This is a genomic window from Neobacillus sp. C211 (assembly GCF_051842875.1).
Taxonomy (GTDB): Bacteria; Bacillota; Bacilli; order Bacillales; family Cytobacillaceae; genus Neobacillus.
Window position 1 is genome coordinate 110,340 of the sequence record NZ_JBPXRO010000012.1, and the last position, 21,815, is coordinate 132,154.

Sequence of the window (21,815 nt, forward strand, 5' to 3'; positions counted from 1 at the left end):
TGGTAGTAATAAGAAAAAACTGTAAATGAATAGAGGTGAAATCATGGAACTGGAATCAATAGTAACTAAATTAAAAAGTCATACTCCTAAAATTCTTGGAAGTGAGAAATTTTCAAAATATGCTGTCATGGTACCACTCATAGAAAAAGAGGATGGGATTCACGTGTTGTTAGAGGTTCGTTCCCTAGAACTAAGGAGGCAGCCTGGAGAAATATGTTTTCCAGGGGGGAGAATTGACGCACAGGATATCGATGAAAAAGATGCAGCTATCCGAGAAACGGTTGAGGAATTAGGAATTAACAAAGAGCAACTTGCAGACATTAACCCACTAGATTATATGATTTCACCATTTGGAATGATTATCTATCCTTTTGTTGGATACATTAAACATCCGAATAGGATCGTTCCAAATCCATCGGAAGTCGGGGAGATTTTTACTGTACCACTATCTTTTTTTATAAATAATGAGCCAGAGATATATTATATTGAATTTAGGCCAGAACCTGAAGCGAATTTTCCCTTTGACCTAATTGCCGGCGGGGAGAATTATAATTGGCGGACTCGAGGGGTCGAGGAATATTTCTACCGGTATCAAGGAAAAGTAATTTGGGGATTAACCGCTAAGATTCTTTCCCATTTTATTGAACTTATTCGTTAGTATCTATAAGAGCATATCCTTGGTTATTTTAAGAAACAATGATTATAGTTATATTGCAGCTTGAAATTCAAGGATAAGGAGTTTTTTTTATGAAAATCGTAGCAATCGTTGGCAGTAATAGAAAGCAATCAATTAATAGAAAGCTGGTAGAATTACTGAAGGAACGTTATCTCGAAAAAGTTGAAATTGAGATATTACCGATCGAAGACCTTCCAATGTACAACCAGGATGATGAGTTAACACCAGCAGAAGTTGTGATCCAAATCAAAAAAATAGTGGCAGCAAGTGATGGTGTATTAATTGCCACTCCAGAATATAATCATGCCATTCCTGCATTTTTGAAAAATGCACTTGATTGGTTTTCGCGAGTGGATAAAGTAATGATGAAAAAACCAGTAATGATTGTTGGCGCCACACCAGGTGTTCTTGGAACGGTAAGAGCACAGGTTAATCTTAGACAAATATTAGCTGCTATGGGAGCATTAACGCTTCCTGGAAATGAAGTATTTATCAATGCTGTCCATGAAAAAGTGGATGAAGCCGGGAAATTAACACATGAACCTACACTTGGATTCCTAGATACTGTGATGAATAACTTTATCGATTGGGTAGAAAAAACAAAACATTTGTAAACGAACATCTAAAACAGTGGATTTCAAGCCGGAATTCACTGTTTTTTATCTTTTTGTCCACATGTAGAGGACAAATGTCTTTCTCTAAAAGAAAAAACTTGATTATTTTCTGAATATCGTTAAAATTAAAATTATATTTTTAGATATTAGGGAGATGTAGGGATGAAGGTCGTAAAGTTTGGCGGGTCCTCGTTAGCATCCGGAAAACAAATTGAGAAGGTATTTAAGATAGTTGTTTCAGATTCCGAGCGGAAGGTAGTTGTAGTATCTGCGCCAGGAAAAAGGTTTTCGGAAGATAACAAGGTAACTGATTTATTAATTGAATGTGGAGAGTTATGTTTGCAAAATAAAAATCCAAGGGAAAAGTTTGATGCAGTCATCGATAGATATTCCACTATCGCCGAAGAATTATCCCTACCTTTAGAAATTATTAACGAAATTCATGACGATTTAACAAAGAGGTTGAGTAGCGACAAAACAAAACCGGATCGTTTTCTGGATTTATTAAAAGCGAGCGGTGAGGATAATCACGCCAAATTGGTAGCGGCTTATTTCCAGGAGCAGGGGGTTGAGGCCTATTATGTTGACCCTAAAGAAGCCGGTCTCCTCGTCAGTGATGAGCCTGGCAATGCTCAAGCACTACCAGAAGCCTATAGTCAGTTATATTCGCTGCACGAGCGTTCTGGGATTTTAATTTTCCCTGGATTCTTTGGATATAGCAAACAAGGAGAGGTTTTTACCTTTTCGCGAAGTGGATCCGATATTACTGGATCAATCCTTGCAAATGCTCTGAAAGCCGACTTATATGAGAACTTTACGGATGTAGATGCTGTTTATTCCGTGAACCCTTCTATTGTAAAGGAGCCGAAGGAAATAAAGGAATTAACCTACCGGGAAATGCGCGAGCTTTCATATGCAGGATTTACTGTTTTACATGATGAAGCACTTGTTCCAGCATTCAGAGCGGGAATACCTGTTCAAATCAAAAATACCAACAATCCAAGTGCACCAGGAACAAGGATTGTTTATGAGCGCGACAATACGAATGGGCCTGTTATTGGAATTGCAAGTGATCAAGGTTTTTGTAGTATTTATGTAAGCAAATACTTAATGAATAGAGAGATAGGTTTTGGCCGCAAGCTTTTAAGTATCTTAGAGGACTTCGGACTATCCTATGAACATACGCCGTCTGGAATTGATGATGTTTCCGTTATCCTGCGTGAAAATCAAATGGATGCGGAAACGGAGAAGGCGATTAAAGAACGGATTGAAACTGAATTACACGCCGATCAAGTAAAATTTGAACATAGTCTAGCTCTCATTATGGTTGTCGGTGAGGGCATGCGCCACAATGTAGGAACAATGGCAAGAGCCTCCAAAGCATTGGCGAAAGCTCGTATTAATATCGAGATGATTAACCAAGGTTCATCTGAGGTCAGCATGATGTTTGGGGTTAAAGTAGTAGATGAAAAAAGAGCGGTTCAAGCTCTTTATGAGGAATTTTTTGTCGCAGTTACGGTTTAATTTTAAGTGTAGAAAAAGGTACGTCAAAAACGACGTACCTTTTTTAACTTAATCCTTGTTCGAATCCCAGCCCACATTGCAATAACCAGTCCGCCAATTGTATCAGCAATTAAATCCGTCATCGTATCTTTATTTCCGCCGCCTTGTAAGGTCATATCAAAAATTTGGTCAGAGCTAAATTCATAAATTTCCCATAATACTCCACCGAGTGCTGCGAAGGATAACGTAAATAAAAACACAAACCATGGCGATATTTTATCCCCCGCATTTCTATGGATCAATCGTTCATATAAAGCAATTCCAGAAAAAGCGAGAATGGCTCCACTGACCACATGCATAAAGGTGTCCCACCAACCGAGTCCATACCAGCCTAATATGGAACCGAGATATTGTGAACCGACTAAGAAAATTAAATAAGAAATGACAATAGGCAAATTGAATTGGAGCTTAGTAAATAAGGCCAATAATAACGGGACTGCTCCACAAACAATTCCTCCAATGGCAACTGTTCCTTTAAAGGTTACATCGTTTGAAAAGTAGTAGACGGCTAATGCTGCCATAAAAATGACATAGATTAAACTGAAAATGATGACAAGCTTTCGATTCATAAATTTCCTCCTCTCATACTTTAGGCTTTCGCACAAAGGCGTAAAGGGAGACTAGGAGTCCCCCCGCAAATCCACAGAGTAAGTCATACATTGTATCTTTATTTCCTCCTCTTTGCATGGTGTGAGTAAACGTTTGATCCCCCACAAACTCATAGATCTCCCAAAGTGCACTTGCTAGGACTGAGAGTGAAAGAACAAAAAGAAATAAAATCCATCTTGAAGCATCATTCCGCACATCTTTCGGAATGAATAATTTAAATAAAGTTATACCAACAAAAGCTACATATATACCCTTTAAAATATGAATGGTAGAGTCCCACCATTTATAATGAAGGTAAAAACTAGCGATCGATCCTAAAAATAATGTACAGAAAATAAACATATAATAACCTATTATAATTGGGAGGTTAAATGGATTCTTTTTCTTAAATATTAGTAGGAGTGGCAATCCACTCACAAGAATGCCGCCAAGTGCTACTTGCCATCTCGAGGAATCCCCTTTAATAAGGTAATAAACAAATAAGGCAGACATTAATAGAATAAAAACAACACTTAAAAGGATAATTACTTTCCGTTTCAAATACTTCACCCCATTAAACAAGATTCCTTACAATTATGTCCAATAAATACAAATGAAATCATGAAAGTTAAACTGAGTGGAAATGAAATATTTGTTCTCGCATATACACATGGAAAAGAGTATATTTGATAAGTAGCAATTACTATAATTATGTACAGACTCAGGTAAAGATATAGATGGCGGAGGAAGCTATGCAAAAGGCACAAATACCAACTTACGAGCGAATTGCGATAGATTTAGCAAATAGGATCTACGATGGGAAATTTAAGGTAGGGGAAAAGATACATGGCAGATCGACGTTAGCAAGTGAGTACAAGGTTTCTCCTGAAACTGTTAGAAGAGCGATTAAGATTCTAGAGGATGTTGAGATTGTCCAATCCACTAAAGGTAGTGGAATCGTCATATCTTCTCGGGAAAATGCCTATAAATATATTCAACGGTTTTCCAACATCGCAAGTATTAAAGATCTTGAAAAGCAAATGAACTCACTGATTTCTGAAAGAGACAAGCTCGATGAGCAGCTGTTTGACACGCTTAGAAAAATCATGGACTACTCTGGAAAGCTTCGTCACACGAACCCATTGGCGCCAATCGAGGTAGAAGTTATTCCAGGCTGTATTCATATAGGACAAACTATTTCGGAATTGAAGTTTTGGCAAAATACCGGGGGAACCGTGATCGGCATGAAACGGAAAGGTGAATTAATTATCTCACCGGGACCTTATGCGGTAATTCTTGAGGGGGATGTCCTGCTTATCATAGGTGCTGAAGAAACTCATGACCGGGTGCTTCACTTTATGGAAGAGTAAAAACGATATGGAATATACGAAAAAGCCGGTTTCGAAGACCGGCTTTTCCTTTTGTAATTATTCTAATAATCCTTCTGATTCCAAAAATTCTTTTGCGACTTTGGCAGGTGACTGTTTGAGACTGTCGACCTTATAGTTGAGTTCGCGCATTTTTTCATCCGTCAACTTACCAGATAAAGAATTAATAACTTTTCTTAATTCTGGATGTTCCTTTAATGTTTCTTCTTTTAACATTGGTACGGCATAGTAAGGAGGGAAGAAGTTTTTATCATCCTCTAATACCTTCAATTTAAACTCTTCAAGTAACCCGTCCGTCGAAAAGGCATCGATCACATCACTTTTATGGTTGTTTAATGCAGTATAGCGTAACCCGCCATCAATGGCTTTTACGTCTTTAAATTTCAAATTATACTTTTTGGAAAGTCCGATTAATCCGTCCTCGCGATTTGGAAATTCGATCGTCGGACCCATGGTTAATTCCGAGCTTACCTTTGCTAAATCAGAGATCGTCTTTAAACCATATTCTTTTGCGGTGTCTTGACGAATTGCTAAGGCATAGGTGTTATTAAATCCAAGCGGTTTTAACAATTCAAAACCATATTTTTGCTTGAATTCCTTCTGGACAATATCGTAGACGATGTCCGGATCACTCTGTGGCTTCTTCTTTAAGATATTAATTAATCCTGTCCCCGTATATTCAACATACATATCAATGTCCCCATTTTTAAGGGCACTGAAGGCAACCTGACTACCACCAAGATTTAGTTTTCTTTCTACTTGAATATCAGTCTTATTTTCTATTAAATCAGCGAGCATATTACCTAATATCATTTGTTCGCTGAAATTTTTTGAACCTATTACAATTTTATCCTTTGCGTTTACCTTTGAATAAGCAGTAAAAGTCCCGGCAATGATTAACAAAATACAAGCCAAACTAATCATTATTTTTTTAGTGGTTTTACCAGTCTTTTTTGCTGATCTTTGCTTGCTTGTATAAGAAAGTGAGGATTCGAGTTTTCCGACAATATAATCAATGAGAAGAGCAAGAATACAGGCTGGAATAGCTCCGGCCAAAATCATATAATTGTCAACTGTTTGCACACCAGAAAATACGAGATACCCAAGTCCGCCTGCACCGATGAAGGCTGCAATGGTCATTAATCCAACAGCGGTAACCGCTGAAATTCTGATACCCGCCATAATCATCGGGAAGGCTAGTGGTAACTGAACCTTTCTCATCGTTTGACTCTTGGTCAGACCGATACCTCTGGCGGCTTCCAGAATGTCCCCATCAATATTCGTTAAACCTGTGTATGTGTTTTTAACAATGGGAAGCAGTGAATATAGAACGACCATGATTATCGCTGGGGTACTGCCGATTCCAACGAATGGGATGAGAAATCCAAGTAATGCCAAACTCGGTACAGCTTGGATCACATTCGTAGTTCCAATAATAGGTTTTGCGAGCTTTGGTTCTCTTGAAATTAATATACCAAGTGGGATCCCAATTATAATTGCTACTAAAACAGAAATCACACTTAAGTAAAGATGCTGGCCAAGTAAACTTAAAACCTGCTCATAGTTTGTGGTTAAATAGTTCCAAAATCCACTCATTAAAAGGCCACCTCCAAATCAATTAGTTGGCTGCTTAATGCAGATAGAATACTGCTTCTCGTAATGAGACCAATTAATTGGTTATGACCATTCACAACAGGTACATAACCGATTTTATGTTCATTCATTGTAGCTAACACAGAAATTAAATTGGCATCCTGTGAAACGGAAAGAACATTTTGTTCCATAATCATTTCAATCGACGTCGTTCGATTTAACAACTGGATGCTTTTTAATGTCACTAAACCCTTAAGGACATTATGTTTGTCAGTAACTATTAGGCTGTCTACCTTATGGTCCTTCATAATCTCAATGGCCTGAAGTACGGTCCGCCTTGAGGTAATTTTTACCGGATTAGGTATCATAATATCCTCAGCCATTAATAATTCAGGATTATTCCAAACTCTTCTTTTTCCAATAAATTCTTCAACAAAGTCATTAGCAGGATTTTTAAGAATGTTTTCAGGCGTATCATATTGGAGAATATCACCGTCTTTTAGAATGCAAATCTTATCTGCTATTTTAATAGCTTCGTCCATATCGTGGGTGACGAAAATAATCGTCTTGTTTAATTCCTTCTGCATTTGGAAGAGTTCATCTTGAAGGGAACTTCTTGTGACTGGATCTAAGGCGCTAAATGGTTCATCCATTAAAATGATATCGGAGTTGGTTGAGAAGGCTCTTGCTACGCCAATTCTTTGCTGTTGTCCCCCGCTCAATTCCTTCGGAAAACGATGTAAGAACTCCTTAGGATCTAAGCCGACCAACTCTAGCAATTCACCTGTTTTTTTGGTAATCGAAGCGGGATCTTCACCCTTTAGCTTTGGAATCAATTCTAAATTTTCTTTAATGGACATATGTGGAAATAAACCAGTATTTTGAATGACATAGCCAATGTTTCTGCGGAGCTCAATCGGATTTATGGTTGAGATATCCGTCCCATTCACATAAATTTTTCCAGAAGTTGGCTGAATCAATTTATTAATCATTTTCAGTAAAGTGGTTTTCCCACAGCCACTCGGTCCAATAAAAACAACTAACTGTCCAGCATCAATATCTAATGAAAAAGGATTAATAATTGTTTTTGTCCGATACTTCTTAACAATGTTTTTAAATTCTATCAATTCCATTCCCCCCAATAATTAAGTTGTCTTGCGTCAATGCAACAACTTAATGGTAACATAAGAGTTGTTGGTTTGTCTAATTACCTAATCGGTTATTCTTTCCAAATCAATATCCTTTAAGTAGAATAAAGTGAAGAAAATATGTTTAAAAAGTGAGTAGGTGTTAGTTTGAAGACGATTTTAATTGTTGATGATGATGTGTTCATCCGCAATCTTGTTAAAGATTTGTTAATGAGAGAAGGATTTAAAGTAATTGCAGCAGAAAATGGGGTGACAGCACTTGAGGTATTAAATAATCAGTTTTGTGATTTAGCGATAGTGGATATTATGATGCCTGTCATGGACGGCTATCATTTAACCACTGAAATTCGGAAACAGTATGATATTCCAATCATCTTACTAACAGCCAAAAGTCAAATTGAAGACAAAGAAAAGGGATTTGAGTCAGGAACTGATGATTATTTAATTAAACCGTTTGAACCAAAAGAGTTGATTTTCAGGGTGAATGCATTATTAAGAAGATATGGAAAAACGGGTGAAGCCAATATTAAGATTGGGTCCTTGTACATAAACAAAAAAAGCTATGAGGTAAAAATCAATAACAAGACCTTCATGCTTCCATTAAAGGAATTTGAACTTTTAACCTTTCTATCTACACATCCAAACCAAGTATTTAGCCGTGGTCACCTTATTGGAAAAATTTGGGGCATTGATTTTGAAGGTGATGAAAGAACGGTTGACGTCCATATAAAACGATTGCGCGAAAGATTTTCGAATTTCACCGAGGAATTTGCCATCAAAACGATTAGAGGGGTAGGTTATTCCCTGGAGGTTCAATAAATAATGATTATGAAATCTTTGTATAGTAAATTCGCCTTCATTACGATTATGATCATGGTCGTCAGCGGGATTATTTCATTTTTTCTCTCCAATGCTTATTACCAAATCAAATTGAAACAGCAAAATGACGAGAAAATCATGAATTTTGCTAATGAAATAGCAGACTTTGCAAGTAAGCACCCTTTGATTAGTTTACAGGATTATCTTGACCATATCGGGGCGATCGGTTACAAAATTCTTTTGGTAAATAACGAAGGGGAAAAGGAGTATTTTGGCTCTTCCTTTCGTGAAAAGAATTTACCTGAAGGTATTCCTAAAAAAGTATTACATGGCGAGGTATACCACGGGATTCGTTCTTTTCCACATAAAACCTTTGTAACCGGCTTTTTTGCAAATGAATTAAAGAATACAGTCGGTATTGCTTTTGTGTATAAAAGTAAAAAATATGCCATGTTTATCAGGCCAGATATTAAGCTTATGTTTAACGAGATGCATATTCTTTTCGGATGGCTGCTAATCTTATCTATTTTATTAAGCATTCTATTTGTTCTAATTGGTACCAAATATTTAGTCAATCCGATTAGAAAGCTTAATAAGGCAACAAGAGAAATTGCAGAAGGCAATTTTTCAATTAAACTGGATATTGACCGAAGCGATGAGTTAGGAAATTTAGCGATTAGTTTTACTAAGATGTCCCAGAAATTAGCAAAAGTAGATACGTTACGAAAAGAACTAATGACTAATATTTCTCATGATATCCAATCACCACTAGCCAATATAAAAGGCTATCTCGCTTTATTGGAGAATAGTGAAAAAAGTGATCAAGAGAAACAACAATATCTTCGTATTGTTCAATCCGAAGTAAACCGACTTTCCAGTTTGACCAAACAATTGCTGCTTTTATCCACGATTGAAAGTAAAAAAGATTTAATGGAAGTTAGTCAGGTTAATATCGCAGGACAACTTAAAGCTGTTATTCATCAATATGAATGGAGTATTCTAGAAAAAGACATTATGTTAAGTTATTCTCTTCCGGATGCCATGGTTAAAGGGGATCGAGCTTTATTATATTCTGTTTGGGAAAATCTGTTGACAAATGCGATTAAGTATAATCGTGAAAACGGTACAATTGATATAAAATTGTCTGAATCGGAGTTAGAAGTTGTAATAGTTATTAAAGATTCTGGCGTCGGCTTAAATCATCAGGAAATTGAAAGGATATTTGACCGTTTTTACCGCGCGGATGCCTCTAGAGCACGTTCAGTTGAAGGGGCGGGGTTAGGTTTGTCCATCGTCAAGTCCATCGTTGATATGCATCAAGGGAAAATAGATTTAAATAGTGAAAAAGGGAAAGGAACTACTTTTACCGTCATCCTCCCTAAATTGTAAAATGAAGTTCATCATCCGTTCATATTCAAGCAGTATTCTGTTTATGAAATGAAAGGGAAGGTGAATTTTTTTATGTACTTTGTACCGATTAAGGAAATGACATTTTTTAAAGTGAGATATTTATTAATCAGCTTTATATTATTTTTTGTTGCGATTCTTGTCTTCGTCATCAGTGGGCTTGCGAATGGCTTGTCAATGAATAACGCTTCTTCGATCATTAATATGCCAGCAGACTCCTTTTATCTGCAAAAAAGTGCTGAGGGACGAATTGACCGGTCCCATTTAGCAATAGATATAGAGAAATTGACAGCAACAAGTGACCTTCAGCCAATTGGTGTTCAAATGGGAGCCATTTCTAAAGTTAACTCCGAGGTTAAACTAGATATTACATTTATGGCAATAAAACCAGGCAGCTTTTTAGAGCCGGATGGAAGGGACGGAAAGAGTTTAGAAACGGGCGGGGAAAATTCTGTCTTACTAGACCACTCGCTATCTGGAACAATTAAGATAGGAACGACCGTAAAAGATGCACGGAGCGGCATCATCTTAAAAGTTGCAGGATTTCTTGAAGATCAAACCTTTAGCCATACACCAGTTGCGCTTATTTCCCTTGATACATGGAAGGAAATCTCTGGCGGCTTAGATAAAACTGAATTTAACGGTATTGCAATAAATAAAGCTAATTCAAGTTTGAAAGAGGATGTTTCTAGGATAGCTAAAAATGGGGAATGGGTTGAAAAGGAACAGGTGGTTAAAGGTATTCCTGGGTATACAGCTGAACAAAATTCGCTGTACATGATGCTCTCGTTTTTAATTGTAATAGCAGTTTTTGTTTTAGCCGCATTCTTTTATATAATGACCATTCAAAAAACGGCCCAATTTGGCATCCTAAAAGCCATTGGTGCAAAATCAAGTCAATTGGTCAAATCGACAATCTTTCAGGTCATAATATTAACCATTGGTAGTATCGCAGGTGCAGTTGCCTTTACAAAGGGGTTTATGACGCTTCTTCCGGATGATATCCCGTTTATTTTTGATTTGGTACAAATAGCTAAATTCTCAGGAATATTATTCCTAGTATCGATTTTCGGTTCGTTATTATCTGTTTTTAATATAGTGAAGGCAGATCCAATACAAGCAATGGGGAGGTTAGAATAACCATGGTAATCGAACCCTTAGTTCTAGAACATGTGGAAAAATCATTTAAAGATGGCGATAAGGAAAATCACATCGTCAGAAACTTATCATTTCGTTTGAAAATGGGCGAGGTCGTTGCCGTTATTGGACCTTCCGGATCTGGGAAGTCAACGTTTTTATCAATTGCCGGTGCCTTACAGTCTCCTGATAATGGAAAGGTAATCGTAAATGGGACGAATATTGCCTCCTTCAGTGACACAGAAAAAGCAAATATAAGGTTGAATCAGCTAGGTTATATTTTTCAAACTTCAAATTTAGTGCCTTATTTGAAGGTGGAAGACCAGTTAAGCCTTGTGTTAAAAATGGCCAATCAATGGACAAAAGGAAGCAAAAGGAAAATAAATGAGATATTAATGGCAGTCGGCATGGAGCATCGTACCAAGTTTTATCCACACCAATTGTCAGGCGGGGAAAAACAAAGGGTGGCAATTGCCAGAGCATTTGTTAATGATCCTGAAATCATTTTAGCTGATGAACCAACAGCGAGTTTGGATTCCAGTCGAAGTATGGCTATTATTGAACTAATTTCAAAAATCGTAAAGGAACAAAATAAATCAGCCATTATTGTCACTCATGATGAACAGATTCTCCCGTTATGTGATCGGATTTATCGAATGAAGGATGGACAACTAGTTGAAGTTGAAAAAAGAGGTTAATAGAAGCAGCTAGCAATCTAAGTGATTGCTAGTTTTTTTAATGGAGCATCCAGAGTTGAAATTTGTAATAGTGATAACGAAACGTGATAAAATGAAGTTAGCAAATAATTTAAAAAAAGAAGAGAATTTATATTTTGATCTTTGTTCGAGACAAATTCAGTGCGAAGTTTTTCTTTTTCCTCGTGTTTGCTTTTCTTTTAATACATGTGCCATTGCTATGAAGATTGTGTTAATTGATATATTGCTAGGTTTTATCGGTTTAAATCTTATTTTTTGGGTAAGGAATCCTTACGGGTTGTTTTGGCTATGCTCATTTGCCGTTGCATTTCTTTTATTACTCATTAAAGGGAGTCAAAACTTTAGAGATAACCTATTGCTTTTAATTGCATCAATTTTATTGGTTGATTCAGTACAAAGTGCTTATGAAATATTATTCATTAGTATATTTCAGCCCCAATCAGCAGGGGATGCAGCAAATCTTGCGCGGATCACAGGTTTTATTCCAGCTCATATTTGGGGGATTTTCTTCTTTGTCCAATCACTATGGTTTTGCTATTATGGCTTAAAACGGGGATATTATAAACTGGCGAATTAAAACTTTTACGTACAAAATATAGGGAGAGACATAAGATATTACGATGGGTTTCGAAATGAATATAAAAGGGGAGTCATTGATTGAAAATTATTGATTTAATTAAAACTCGGCGCAACATAAAAAAATTCAAACCTGATGAAATTGACAAAAATTTACTTCACTCATGGCTAGAGGCTGCTGCAATGGCACCCAATCACCGCATGACAGAACCATGGGAAATTTATTTTATTGGAGCAGAGACAAGAGAAAAGTTAAATCATAAAACAAATTTTGGAAACGCACCGATAGTAATGATGATTTTATCCAAGCACGGGGCGACATCCATAGAAAAAGTGGAAAATGCGCTGGCAACTGCATGCTTTATCCAAAATTTTAATTTAGCTGCATGGGCAGAAGGAGTTGGGACCTTTTGGTCATCGATTGGCATTACGCCCAAAAACAGGGGGATTCTTGGTGTTCCAGATGGCTATGATATTATTGGCGTTCTGGGAGTAGGCTATCCTGATGTAATCCCAGAGCCAAAGCCACGTACACCGATTCAGAACAAATTCAGAAATTTACCATAACAGGAACAGGAAAGAGCCTTCCGTATGACGGTTGGCTCTTTTAAATATGCTAGATAGCCTGATTGTATTCTAATGTAAGATTATCAATGATTGTTTGAACGGGAAGAATATCTTTGATTTCTCCAACTCTAGCCCCTGCAAAAACAAGGCCATTTTCCGCATCGCCATTCATGGATACCAAAAGAGAATCCATGGTGCAAAAGCGGTAAGAACAATTCTTTAAACAATCAATGCATTTAGCGATTTTTAGCTTATCTGTTCCACTAATTAATTTTGCAAAATTATTATTAATGGCTCTTCCCTGAAGACCAACGGTTGTTTTTACTAAAACCAAATCTTCTTTACCTGAATCAACATATTTTTGTTTAAAAGCTAATGGGGCATCACATTCCTCGCTGGCTACAAAGCGTGTGCCCATTTGTACACCAGAGGCACCCATTGAAAGAGCTTTTGCAATATCGCCGCCAGTCATGATTCCTCCTGCCGCAATAACGGGGATGGAAACAGCTTCAACGATTTCTGGGAGGATATCAAACATTGGGCGGTCTGTTCCAAGATGTCCTCCTGCTTCAAAGCCTTCAACGACAACTGCTGCTGCTCCCAGTCGTTCGGAAATCCTGGCTAATTTAGCAGATGAGACTATAGAGATAACAGGAATTCCTGCTTCTCTTCCCCATGCGTACATATCTCGAGAGATTCCAGCGCCAGAGATAATAAAGTCAACTTTTTCTTCTAGAGCTGCTTTCATTTTTTCAGCAAAGTCATTCACCGCGAATAGAACATTTACACCAATGTATCCTGCATCTTTGATCAGACTTTTAGCTTTTCTTATATGTGTTCTCATTTCGTCAGTTGAAATCCCTGTTCCAGATATAATCCCAATCCCGCCTGCATTTGCGACAGCTGAAGCCAATTTGCTTAGAGAAATACCGACACCCATTCCGCCTTGCATGATTGGAACTTGAGGTCTCATATGGCCTATTTTAAGTTGTGGAAAGTTCAAATTATAACCCCGTTTCATTATTTGTATTAGAAACTTCCCATGCATCATACCATGTCATTTTTAATATGTCTGTGATTACTATCACCAGGTCATAGTGGTAGGTGGTATTATTTTCTATATGATAAAATAAAGATTAATGTTAAATCATAACTAGGTTAACCTGCATAAAAAATTTGCTGAAACCAAACGATACGTTATGAAGCAAAAAATGGATGGTGGTAGATAGGATGATTATTTTTACGGATATTGATCTTGATGGTCTTGGTTGTGGACTTATTGCGAAACTGGCATTTGCAGACAAGGCCAATATATTTTACTGTTCTTATCGAAATTTAAATCAAAGAGTGGAAGCAGTTATTAAAAACCCTGAGAATAATAATGTGGAAATCTACATTACTGATTTAGCTGTAAATGAGCAGGTCGAGAAAAAACTCGAGGAGCGGTTCCAAAAGGGAAAACCAGTTCAAATGATCGATCATCATGTGACTGCTTTGCATTTTAATCAATACAAATGGGGGAGTGTAATTCCTGAGTATGAGACGGGAAAAAAGACTTGTGCAACTTCTTTATTTTATGATTACGTAATTGAACACAAAATGATGGAACGAAATAAAGCACTTGAAGAATTTATAGAATTAGTACGTCAATATGACACATGGGAGTGGGATGAAAATAATAATTTAACAGCCAAACGATTAAATGATTTGTTCTATATTATGAGTCGTGAACTGTTTGAGGAGGAAATGTTAAAGAGGTTGACTGAAAATAATGAATCATTTGCATTGACCGATACGGAACATATGCTGCTTGATATCGAGGAACAAAAAATTCATCGTTACATCCATTCGAAAAGTAGACAACTGCTTCAAACTTTTATTGATGATTACTGTGTTGGAATTGTTCATGCCGAACAATATTTATCAGAGCTAGGAAATGAATTAAATAATTTATATCCGCATTTGGATATGATTGTCCTTCTAAATATGGGTGGAAAGAAGATGGGATTTCGAACCATTCATGATGAAATAAATGTAGCCGAATATGCAAAAAGGTACGGAGGAGGAGGGCATCCGAAAGCCTCTGGATCAGAAATGACAAGTGAAGCGTTTGAAAAGTTTGTAATAAATGTTTTTGAAACGATTCCACTTAAACCAGATGCAGATCGGAATGAATTTAATGTTAAGGATTCACAGGTTGGAACATCTTATCAGAACCCGTTAGGAGAAAGTTCATATATCATTCCATGTGGAGATGGCTCTTTTTCTATAATACATAATAAGAAGAAATTGGAGCAGTCTTTCTCTGAATTCGCGGATGCAGAACGGTATTTAAAAAGAAATTATTCTTCTTGGCTTCGAAGCGACCATGAATATCTTTATCACGTTTCAAAAGCGCTTCGGATCTCACAAGATGAATTAAGAGGGAATTATCAGGAAATCATCAGGAACCATCTTGTAGATATTACTTTATGAATTAGTAAAAGCCATTCCTTATCGAAAAAAGGAGTGGCCTTTTTTTGTTTTTTTAACATTTAATTTTAAGGGTTTATTAAGAGTGAAGTGGTAATATAATCGTAGGTATATGAGATTATTATTTCAAAATCGTAATAACCATGCAACAGAAAGTTAATTTATATACATATTCCTGTAATGTTCTTTTGTTATGATTGGTTAACGACTATGAGAATTGGTCGTGGGAATTAAATGGTGAGGGTTTGAAAAAAATATTAATATACCTTTTTGATTGAATTAACCTATGGGGTGATATGATGGCTTCAGCTTCAAAAAGGAGTAAATATTTTGATAATGCAAAATTCATTTTGATTTTTCTCGTCGTTTTTGGGCATCTCATAAGTCCATTAAAGGAACATGATGGGTTCCTTTTCACTTTATATACAGTTATTTTTCTATTCCATATGCCCGCTTTTATCCTCATCTCTGGATACTTTGCGAAAGGTTATAAAAAGAAAGGCTACTTTATAAAGTCTATCAAGAAGATATTACTTCCTTATTTTATTTTTCAGATGATCTATTCCATTTATTATTATTTAAATGGGCAGGAAAAAAATATAGAATTTGATTTTTTACATCCTCATTGGTCGCTTTGGTTTTTGATGAGTTTGTTTTTTTGGAATTTACTGCTATATCTCTTTGCAAGGTTAAGATGGAGGGGCTTTTTTATTGCCATTGTCTTGGGAATCGCGATTGGTTTTGTTGATCACGTTGGTAGTTTTTTAAGCCTATCAAGAACATTTGTATTTTTCCCCTATTTCCTCTTGGGGTTTTTACTAAATGGTGATCAGTTAAAGAAAGTAATTCGGGCCAGATATTCACTTCCAGTTGGTATAATAATCATTATCGGGACTTATATTTTCTTTGGGTTCAGTTTCCCTCAAGATGCGGTGCCATGGCTTCTGGGCGATACATCATATGCAAATATGGGGGAAAAAGAGTTGGCCGATGGGCTGTTGCGAGGACTTCAATATGGGCTGACATTAATAGTTGTATTTGGGTTTTTAGCATTAATACCTTCCAATCAATTTAAAGTAACGAAAATTGGTGAAAGAACTTTATATGTCTATTTGCTTCATGGATTTATTATTAAATCGCTCCAAGAGATTCTACCAAATAAAAGTATCATCTCCGTTTCAGGAAATTATCTTTTACTTTTCGTTCTTTCCTTTATGATCTGTATCGTTCTAGGAAGTTATTTAATTAAAAAATATACTCAACCACTTGTCGAATTTAAAGTTTAAATGAATACAGTGAGTAGTAATGAAAGCCGAACTAGTATGGACCAGTTCGGCTATTTTTTGTGTATTTAAATTAGAAAATTGTAACGAACTAAAACCCAAATAATGAGCTGACAATATTTTTCTTTTTTCTTTTTACTTTACTGTGATCAAATACAAGTGGTTCTTCCATTTGCGAGGTCATTTTTAGTTGGTTCATTTGTTTTTGAAGTTGTTCTACCTGCTGCGATAAATCTTTTACAAGATGTTGCAAATCCTCTAGTTCACGGCGATGCTGAAGGAGTTGATAGGTAGCAACCGAATCTGCTTTTGAATTTAGATTACTTTCCAATTCACTGACTTTTGAATATAACTTTTCTAATGCTTGATTGTCATTTACCGCTTTAACAGCACCTTTTCGAGGATTTTTTTTCTCTTTTAATGGGACTATTTCTTGGATTAGTGTTCCGTTTTGGAGCTGTTCGTGTATTTTTTTTAATAGTTCTATATCCTCGCTGCTAAAATGGTAATGACCACGCTCATTTCTTTCCATTGGAAGTTCAAGCTGTTTTACCCAGCGCTGAATAGTACTTGTAGATACTCCTAATAATTTTGCTACTTCACTTGTATTCATTTCGAATCCCTCCATTGATAAAATAAACCGCAATCTACGAGTGACGAAATTATTGTTTTTTGTCTTTAAAAGGGAGTCGTTCTAATCGAAGAAAACTTTCGTATTAAGTCCAGAATTTCCACCATTTCTTTTCTTTTGTTGCTGCGACATGTCTATAACTGTTAAGCATTTGTTGAAAGGCTAATTCTCTTTGCGAAATTTCATGTCGGTACTGATTACGCTCTTCAAGGAAAAATTCACGTTCTTTTGACATTGCCTCAGTTAGACTTGAGATTTCGTTATTGGTAACATCCACATAATGGGATAGTTCTTCAGAAGTTTCTGACAACTGCTTGGAAAGTGTATAAATTTCTTGCGAAGTCTCTACAGAGGCGTTAACAATGTTGTTGGATAGGTACTGTAATGAGTCAGCTGATAGTTCAGAGGCTTTTTCAAGAGTCTCTGATAACTCCTGAATCTCAGCTCTTGTGTTAGCAGATGATTTATATATCGAGTCAGATAATGATTTAACTGTGGTATAAGTTCCATTCCTTATTTCCTTTTTTACTTCATCTAGTACTTCTCTTCGAACAACCGTCCGAATTTCATCTTTTACGTCGCTTAAGAAATTTTGCTTGTACGTATCCATTGCCTCGAAAAACTGATGTGCATCTATAGCGTCTTGGATGGTTATCGGTTTGGCTGTGTCCGAAATGACCTCTAATGAGACTATAGGTGGTTCTTTCATATCTAGATTTTCAATGGCCTTGAGTGATACAGCGAGTGATTCTGAGACATCCTGATTTTCAGTGACCTTTTGGGAAACTGCGAATGATTCTGAGACATTCTGATTACCAATGGACGCTTGTGAAACTTCGGGGAATTGGGGAACATCCTCACTTTCAGGGTGAAGTTTTTTTTGCATCCATTTCCTGATTGTTTCCTTACTTAACTTTTTTTCATATAGTTGTTTAATTTCTATTAGCTGTTCAATCTCCCTTTCTGTACATATTCTGGCCCCTTGTTTTGAACGTGGAATTTCTAGTAAATCAACTAAATCTTTTTCCCATTGACGTATGGTGCCTGGTGTTGTATTTATTTTTTTGGCTACTTCTTTTAAGGTATAGGACTTCATATAAAAATCATTCCTTTCTATTTATCTCGGAAATAATTCATCGTTGTGTTAGTAATTCACCATTCGGTAGCACATTTTCCTGCTAGATGACAAAAGCTATCAAAACAAGACGGAAAGCATGAAATAACAACAATATTTTGCAAATTGAGCATCTATTACGAAAAAACGATTGAGCAGAATAGAAATGAGGTTTATTATATGGAGTGGAAATGATGTAGAAAGAAGGAACTCAACATGTGGATTGCAGCGGCCTTTGTAACTATGGTTTGTTTTGGGACAAATAATACTATTTTCAAGTGGAGTACGGAGAAGAAAGTGTCGAAAGTACATATTCAGTTCTTCTTCTATTTTGTAGCATTCCTATTAACTTTGGGATTTGCTTTTGTAAACGGGACAGTCCATTTGAATCTTATCACCATATTACTAGGAGCTTTTATTGGAATATTAAATGCAAACGGAAATATCCAAATGTCAAAGGCCTTTGAAAAGGGCCCTGCTAGTTTGACATCGCCATTAGTAGGAACAAATACAATATTTCCAATCGTATGTGCTGGCGTTCTTTTTCATGAACAAATCACAGTGATTCAGTGGGTAGGAATCATAATTATGCTTGGCTCAGCCATGGCCATACAGTATTCATCTGGTAATAATAGAGGAATAAATTATTTCCCTTGGATGATTCGCGTTGGGCTTGCAATATTTTCTTTTGGTTTACTAGGGGTTTTAATGAAAACTACATCCTATTTGCAAATAAATTCATTAGATATCCTCATTGCCATGTATGGCGGGGGGAGTTTCTATTTAGCTATTTGCAGTATCTTGAAAAAAGAAAAGTGGAAGAGGTCAGAAGCTAATGTGGGATCCATTGTGGGACTAATTAGCATTTTAGGATATAGCAGTTATTTCTATGCCCTTAATACTGGAACGGCAAGTATCGTGTTTCCAATTGTAAGTTTAAATTGTCTAGTAGTGGTTCTAGCTGGGTTTTTACTTTTTAAAGAAAAATTAAAAAGATATCAAGTGATCGGTGTATGTACTGCTCTACTTGGGATAATTTTCACAAAGATCTAAAGCGCAAAAAAGTGCAGATTGTTTCAAGTTAAATTGAAATTCTCTGCACTTTTTATATGGCATCATGATTTATTACCTATCTCAATTCATCAACCCAAGCTTTTTCAACCCATTATAAATTCCAGAATCAGTAACCTTGGTAGTTTTATGCTTTGCGTATTTAAAAAGGTCTGGATGGCCGTTCCCCATGACAAAGCTTTCGCCAGCGTTTTGAAGCATTTCCTTATCATTCATTCCATCTCCAAATGCAATCGAACTTTCCTTATTGATGCCTAGCCGCTTCAAAACTACGTGAACTCCATAGCCTTTGTTCACTTTGTCCCTGATTACATCATAGCAATGATGCATTCCCTCGACATTGACTTGGGATAAATGGATTCCCTCTTCTTTATTGTAAAGGATAGGGTCATCTTTTTTTAGATTGATTAGTGTCATCCCTAAGATCGAACTATTAACTGAAGGAGAATAAGGTTCATTTTTATGTAAGTGGAATTTGTGCATAAACTCCGTTGTGATCTCAGAATCTACATTGGTAAAAACGTTCTTATGATTCGTATACAGGACCACTTCATGCTGGTTATCCTTAGCGATCTCTAAGAAATTCATAACTGTAGACCTCTTCATAGGCTCCTGGAATATATCTTCACCTTTATAAATGGCATATGCACCGTTATAACCAATGAATGAGTGAATATTTAACTCTTTTGCGAGTTCATCTAATTCATGTAGTGGCCTTCCTGTAGCTAAGAAAACTTCCAAGCCCTGAGCCTGAACCTTTGAAATGGCCTTTTTTGTTGAATCTTCAATCGTACCATCTGGTTTCAGTAATGTTCCATCGATATCTAAAAATAAAACTTTATAATTGGTCATGAATAGCTCCTTTTGAAGAATGTTGTTTTTAGTTTACCACTTTTTGTTAAAGGAAGTCACATTAAATAGAATCGTTCAATCAATTAATAGCGACAGTAATTCCTTGAGGGGATATTAGTTTCATGGCGTTTTTGTAATTCGATTGGATTTTCAACAAACGGAAAATGCTGCGTCCGCAGTTTTTTAATGAAATGGTATTTTGGAGGAATAATAGGTGGTGATAAATATAAAACGAAAAAGTGAGGAATTTTATGAAAAAGATTTTATTACTATTCTTATCTCTTCTCATTTTAGGACTTCCCAAAAGCGTCTATGCTAAGCAAAAGATTCCTATATTAATTTATCATTCCATCGCTCAATTTAACGGTATTGGATCCAAGGAGTTATATGTAACTCCAGAAAATTTTGAGAAACAAATGGCATATTTAAGAGAACATGGTTATACCTTATTAACTTTCGAGCGTTGGAAGGATATTAAAACTGTTCAAAAGCCAATCTTTATCACCTTTGATGATGGTTACAAAAATAATCTTAATGCCTATTCGATTTTTCAAAAACTCACAACAGAAAGTTTTCATCCAGCCGGTACCTTTTTTGTGATTTCTGATTTCGTAGGAAGGGCAAACCGCTTATCTAAAGCAGATCTAAAATTGTTAGCGAATTCAGGATTAATATCTATTCAGTCACATACAGCTACACATCCAGATTTAACCAAAGAGGAAAACTTAAAATATGAACTAAAAGATTCTAAAGAAAAAATTCAGCAAATAACTGGGAAACCCGTTATTGCACTAGCTTATCCCTATGGTAATACAAATGAACATGTGGTGGCGGAAGCGAAAAAGTATTATCGGTATGGACTGACTACAACGCCAGGCCCATTTTCAATGACAGGCTTTAAGAACGAGCTTTACTATTTACCTCGAACGTATATAAAATATTCAACTACACTCGATGATTTCGAAAAAGCAGTGAAGATAGACTAATTTAAAAACTATTACTTTTAAAAGGCAAACGTTTGCACAGTTTTTTATTGATTTTATACGAGTTCTTTATCCCAATAAATCTGCCACGTATTAATAACCTAGAAAGTATTACCAGTGTGGATCCAATTACTCAGGTGATTAAGGAGAAAGACTCAAAAAAATAGCTATTGAAAAGACAATGTAAACTAGCCGAAACCTCTATGTAATCAAACCACGTTATAATAGTGTAAACATAATTCGAGACTGTATTAGGGCGGGTGTTTATATGGAAGAGACAATGGTAAAATCCTACTTGCAAAAATCACTAGATGAGTGGAAAGATGATATTTCACTTGTCTTAACTGAAATTGCAAATGAATATGATGAAGTGGCACAGGAATTAAAGGTTTATTCTTACAAATATGGGATTACCAAGCAAGTAATTCAATCGACAGTAAATGAGGAAATTATTGATAAAATTCGTGACATGTACCATAAACCATTTGAAGAAAGCTATAACCAACTGAAAGAATACATAAAAGACCTAGAGGAGAAAAGGCGAGTTTTTCAAATGTTTATTCAAAAAATTGAAGAAGTAACAAGGAAAGAATCTGCGAAAATTACTACATATTAGT

Annotated in this window: 23 protein-coding genes; 15 read left to right on the forward strand and 8 right to left on the reverse strand. The window is 36.1% G+C overall.

The features are described from left to right. Window positions 1–43 precede the first annotated feature (43 nt). From ACSU6B_RS13370 to ACSU6B_RS13380, 3 genes are all read left to right on the forward strand, one after another. Complete coding sequence (locus ACSU6B_RS13370) at window positions 44–658, forward strand: NUDIX hydrolase (RefSeq protein ID WP_410885859.1); 615 nt, start codon at window positions 44–46, stop codon at window positions 656–658. Between the two features lie 89 nt (window positions 659–747). Beyond that, the gene (locus ACSU6B_RS13375; protein ID WP_410885861.1) at window positions 748–1,290 is read left to right on the forward strand and encodes an NADPH-dependent FMN reductase; all 543 of its coding nucleotides are present in this window, start codon (window positions 748–750) and stop codon (window positions 1,288–1,290) included. A 162-nt stretch (window positions 1,291–1,452) separates the two neighbouring features. Then, entirely contained in the window at window positions 1,453–2,814 is a 1,362-nt protein-coding gene (locus tag ACSU6B_RS13380) for an aspartate kinase (protein WP_410885863.1), read from the forward strand. 23 nt (window positions 2,815–2,837) lie between these two features. Here ACSU6B_RS13380 and ACSU6B_RS13385 read toward each other — a convergent pair whose 3' ends face one another. Both ACSU6B_RS13385 and ACSU6B_RS13390 read right to left on the reverse strand, forming a co-directional pair. Next, window positions 2,838–3,422, reverse strand: a complete 585-nt coding sequence (locus ACSU6B_RS13385) for a hypothetical protein (RefSeq protein ID WP_214998393.1) — start codon at window positions 3,420–3,422, stop codon at window positions 2,838–2,840. Between the two features lie 13 nt (window positions 3,423–3,435). After that, window positions 3,436–4,002: a membrane-spanning protein gene (locus ACSU6B_RS13390; protein WP_410885865.1), complete on the reverse strand. Its 567-nt coding sequence runs from the start codon at window positions 4,000–4,002 to the stop codon at window positions 3,436–3,438. A 191-nt stretch (window positions 4,003–4,193) separates the two neighbouring features. Between ACSU6B_RS13390 and ACSU6B_RS13395 the strand changes: the two genes are divergently transcribed. Beyond that, window positions 4,194–4,811 carry a TrkA C-terminal domain-containing protein gene (locus ACSU6B_RS13395; RefSeq protein WP_214998395.1) on the forward strand — a complete coding sequence of 206 codons (618 nt, stop codon included), beginning with the start codon at window positions 4,194–4,196 and terminating at the stop codon, window positions 4,809–4,811. Between the two features lie 57 nt (window positions 4,812–4,868). Here ACSU6B_RS13395 and ACSU6B_RS13400 read toward each other — a convergent pair whose 3' ends face one another. Together ACSU6B_RS13400 and ACSU6B_RS13405 are read right to left on the reverse strand one after the other, a co-directional pair. Then, complete coding sequence (locus ACSU6B_RS13400; RefSeq protein WP_410885867.1) at window positions 4,869–6,425, reverse strand: ABC transporter permease/substrate-binding protein; 1,557 nt, start codon at window positions 6,423–6,425, stop codon at window positions 4,869–4,871. Continuing rightward, the gene (locus ACSU6B_RS13405; protein ID WP_410885869.1) at window positions 6,425–7,549 is read right to left on the reverse strand and encodes an ABC transporter ATP-binding protein; all 1,125 of its coding nucleotides are present in this window, start codon (window positions 7,547–7,549) and stop codon (window positions 6,425–6,427) included. Before ACSU6B_RS13405 ends, ACSU6B_RS13400 begins: the two co-directional genes overlap by 1 nt. A 168-nt stretch (window positions 7,550–7,717) precedes the next feature. Between ACSU6B_RS13405 and ACSU6B_RS13410 the strand changes: the two genes are divergently transcribed. The 6 genes from ACSU6B_RS13410 (at window position 7,718) to ACSU6B_RS13435 (ending at window position 12,792) form a co-directional block, all read left to right on the forward strand. After that, on the forward strand, window positions 7,718–8,389 hold the full coding sequence (locus tag ACSU6B_RS13410) for a response regulator transcription factor (protein ID WP_410885871.1): 672 nt from the start codon (window positions 7,718–7,720) through the stop codon (window positions 8,387–8,389). Window positions 8,390–8,392: 3 nt separating this feature from the next. Further along, window positions 8,393–9,778: a HAMP domain-containing sensor histidine kinase gene (locus tag ACSU6B_RS13415; protein WP_410885873.1), complete on the forward strand. Its 1,386-nt coding sequence runs from the start codon at window positions 8,393–8,395 to the stop codon at window positions 9,776–9,778. A gap of 72 nt (window positions 9,779–9,850) precedes the next feature. Beyond that, complete coding sequence (locus ACSU6B_RS13420; protein ID WP_410885875.1) at window positions 9,851–10,936, forward strand: ABC transporter permease; 1,086 nt, start codon at window positions 9,851–9,853, stop codon at window positions 10,934–10,936. Window positions 10,937–10,938: 2 nt separating this feature from the next. Beyond that, complete coding sequence (locus tag ACSU6B_RS13425) at window positions 10,939–11,631, forward strand: ABC transporter ATP-binding protein (RefSeq protein WP_410885877.1); 693 nt, start codon at window positions 10,939–10,941, stop codon at window positions 11,629–11,631. 55 nt (window positions 11,632–11,686) lie between these two features. Continuing rightward, window positions 11,687–12,226 (forward strand): M50 family metallopeptidase, encoded by a 540-nt coding sequence (locus ACSU6B_RS13430; protein WP_410885879.1) that lies wholly within the window; start codon window positions 11,687–11,689, stop codon window positions 12,224–12,226. Window positions 12,227–12,306: 80 nt separating this feature from the next. Further along, a complete protein-coding gene (locus ACSU6B_RS13435) occupies window positions 12,307–12,792 on the forward strand; it encodes a nitroreductase family protein (protein WP_410885881.1) in 486 nt (161 codons plus the stop codon). Between the two features lie 49 nt (window positions 12,793–12,841). On the opposite strand, the gene ACSU6B_RS13440 is transcribed toward ACSU6B_RS13435, so the two are convergent. Continuing rightward, complete coding sequence (locus tag ACSU6B_RS13440; protein ID WP_410885883.1) at window positions 12,842–13,813, reverse strand: NAD(P)H-dependent flavin oxidoreductase; 972 nt, start codon at window positions 13,811–13,813, stop codon at window positions 12,842–12,844. Window positions 13,814–14,022: 209 nt separating this feature from the next. Here ACSU6B_RS13440 and ACSU6B_RS13445 point away from each other — a divergent pair, with 209 nt between their 5' ends. Continuing rightward, entirely contained in the window at window positions 14,023–15,267 is a 1,245-nt protein-coding gene (locus ACSU6B_RS13445; RefSeq protein ID WP_410885885.1) for a DHH family phosphoesterase, read from the forward strand. A 293-nt stretch (window positions 15,268–15,560) separates the two neighbouring features. Then, window positions 15,561–16,550 (forward strand): acyltransferase family protein, encoded by a 990-nt coding sequence (locus tag ACSU6B_RS13450; RefSeq protein WP_410885887.1) that lies wholly within the window; start codon window positions 15,561–15,563, stop codon window positions 16,548–16,550. A gap of 88 nt (window positions 16,551–16,638) precedes the next feature. On the opposite strand, the gene ACSU6B_RS13455 is transcribed toward ACSU6B_RS13450, so the two are convergent. Continuing rightward, window positions 16,639–17,193 (reverse strand): MerR family transcriptional regulator, encoded by a 555-nt coding sequence (locus ACSU6B_RS13455; RefSeq protein ID WP_410885889.1) that lies wholly within the window; start codon window positions 17,191–17,193, stop codon window positions 16,639–16,641. Between the two features lie 70 nt (window positions 17,194–17,263). Then, a complete protein-coding gene (locus tag ACSU6B_RS13460) occupies window positions 17,264–18,274 on the reverse strand; it encodes a MerR family transcriptional regulator (RefSeq protein ID WP_410885891.1) in 1,011 nt (336 codons plus the stop codon). Window positions 18,275–18,508: 234 nt separating this feature from the next. On the opposite strand from ACSU6B_RS13460, the gene ACSU6B_RS13465 reads away from it, so the two are divergent. Further along, on the forward strand, window positions 18,509–19,345 hold the full coding sequence (locus tag ACSU6B_RS13465; protein WP_410885893.1) for a DMT family transporter: 837 nt from the start codon (window positions 18,509–18,511) through the stop codon (window positions 19,343–19,345). Window positions 19,346–19,426: 81 nt separating this feature from the next. On the opposite strand, the gene ACSU6B_RS13470 is transcribed toward ACSU6B_RS13465, so the two are convergent. Next, window positions 19,427–20,215: an HAD family hydrolase gene (locus ACSU6B_RS13470; protein ID WP_410885895.1), complete on the reverse strand. Its 789-nt coding sequence runs from the start codon at window positions 20,213–20,215 to the stop codon at window positions 19,427–19,429. Window positions 20,216–20,466: 251 nt separating this feature from the next. Here ACSU6B_RS13470 and ACSU6B_RS13475 point away from each other — a divergent pair, with 251 nt between their 5' ends. Beyond that, on the forward strand, window positions 20,467–21,201 hold the full coding sequence (locus ACSU6B_RS13475; protein ID WP_410885897.1) for a polysaccharide deacetylase family protein: 735 nt from the start codon (window positions 20,467–20,469) through the stop codon (window positions 21,199–21,201). Between the two features lie 265 nt (window positions 21,202–21,466). Next, complete coding sequence (locus ACSU6B_RS13480; protein WP_088088565.1) at window positions 21,467–21,814, forward strand: hypothetical protein; 348 nt, start codon at window positions 21,467–21,469, stop codon at window positions 21,812–21,814. The last annotated feature ends 1 nt before the right edge of the window (window position 21,815 follow it).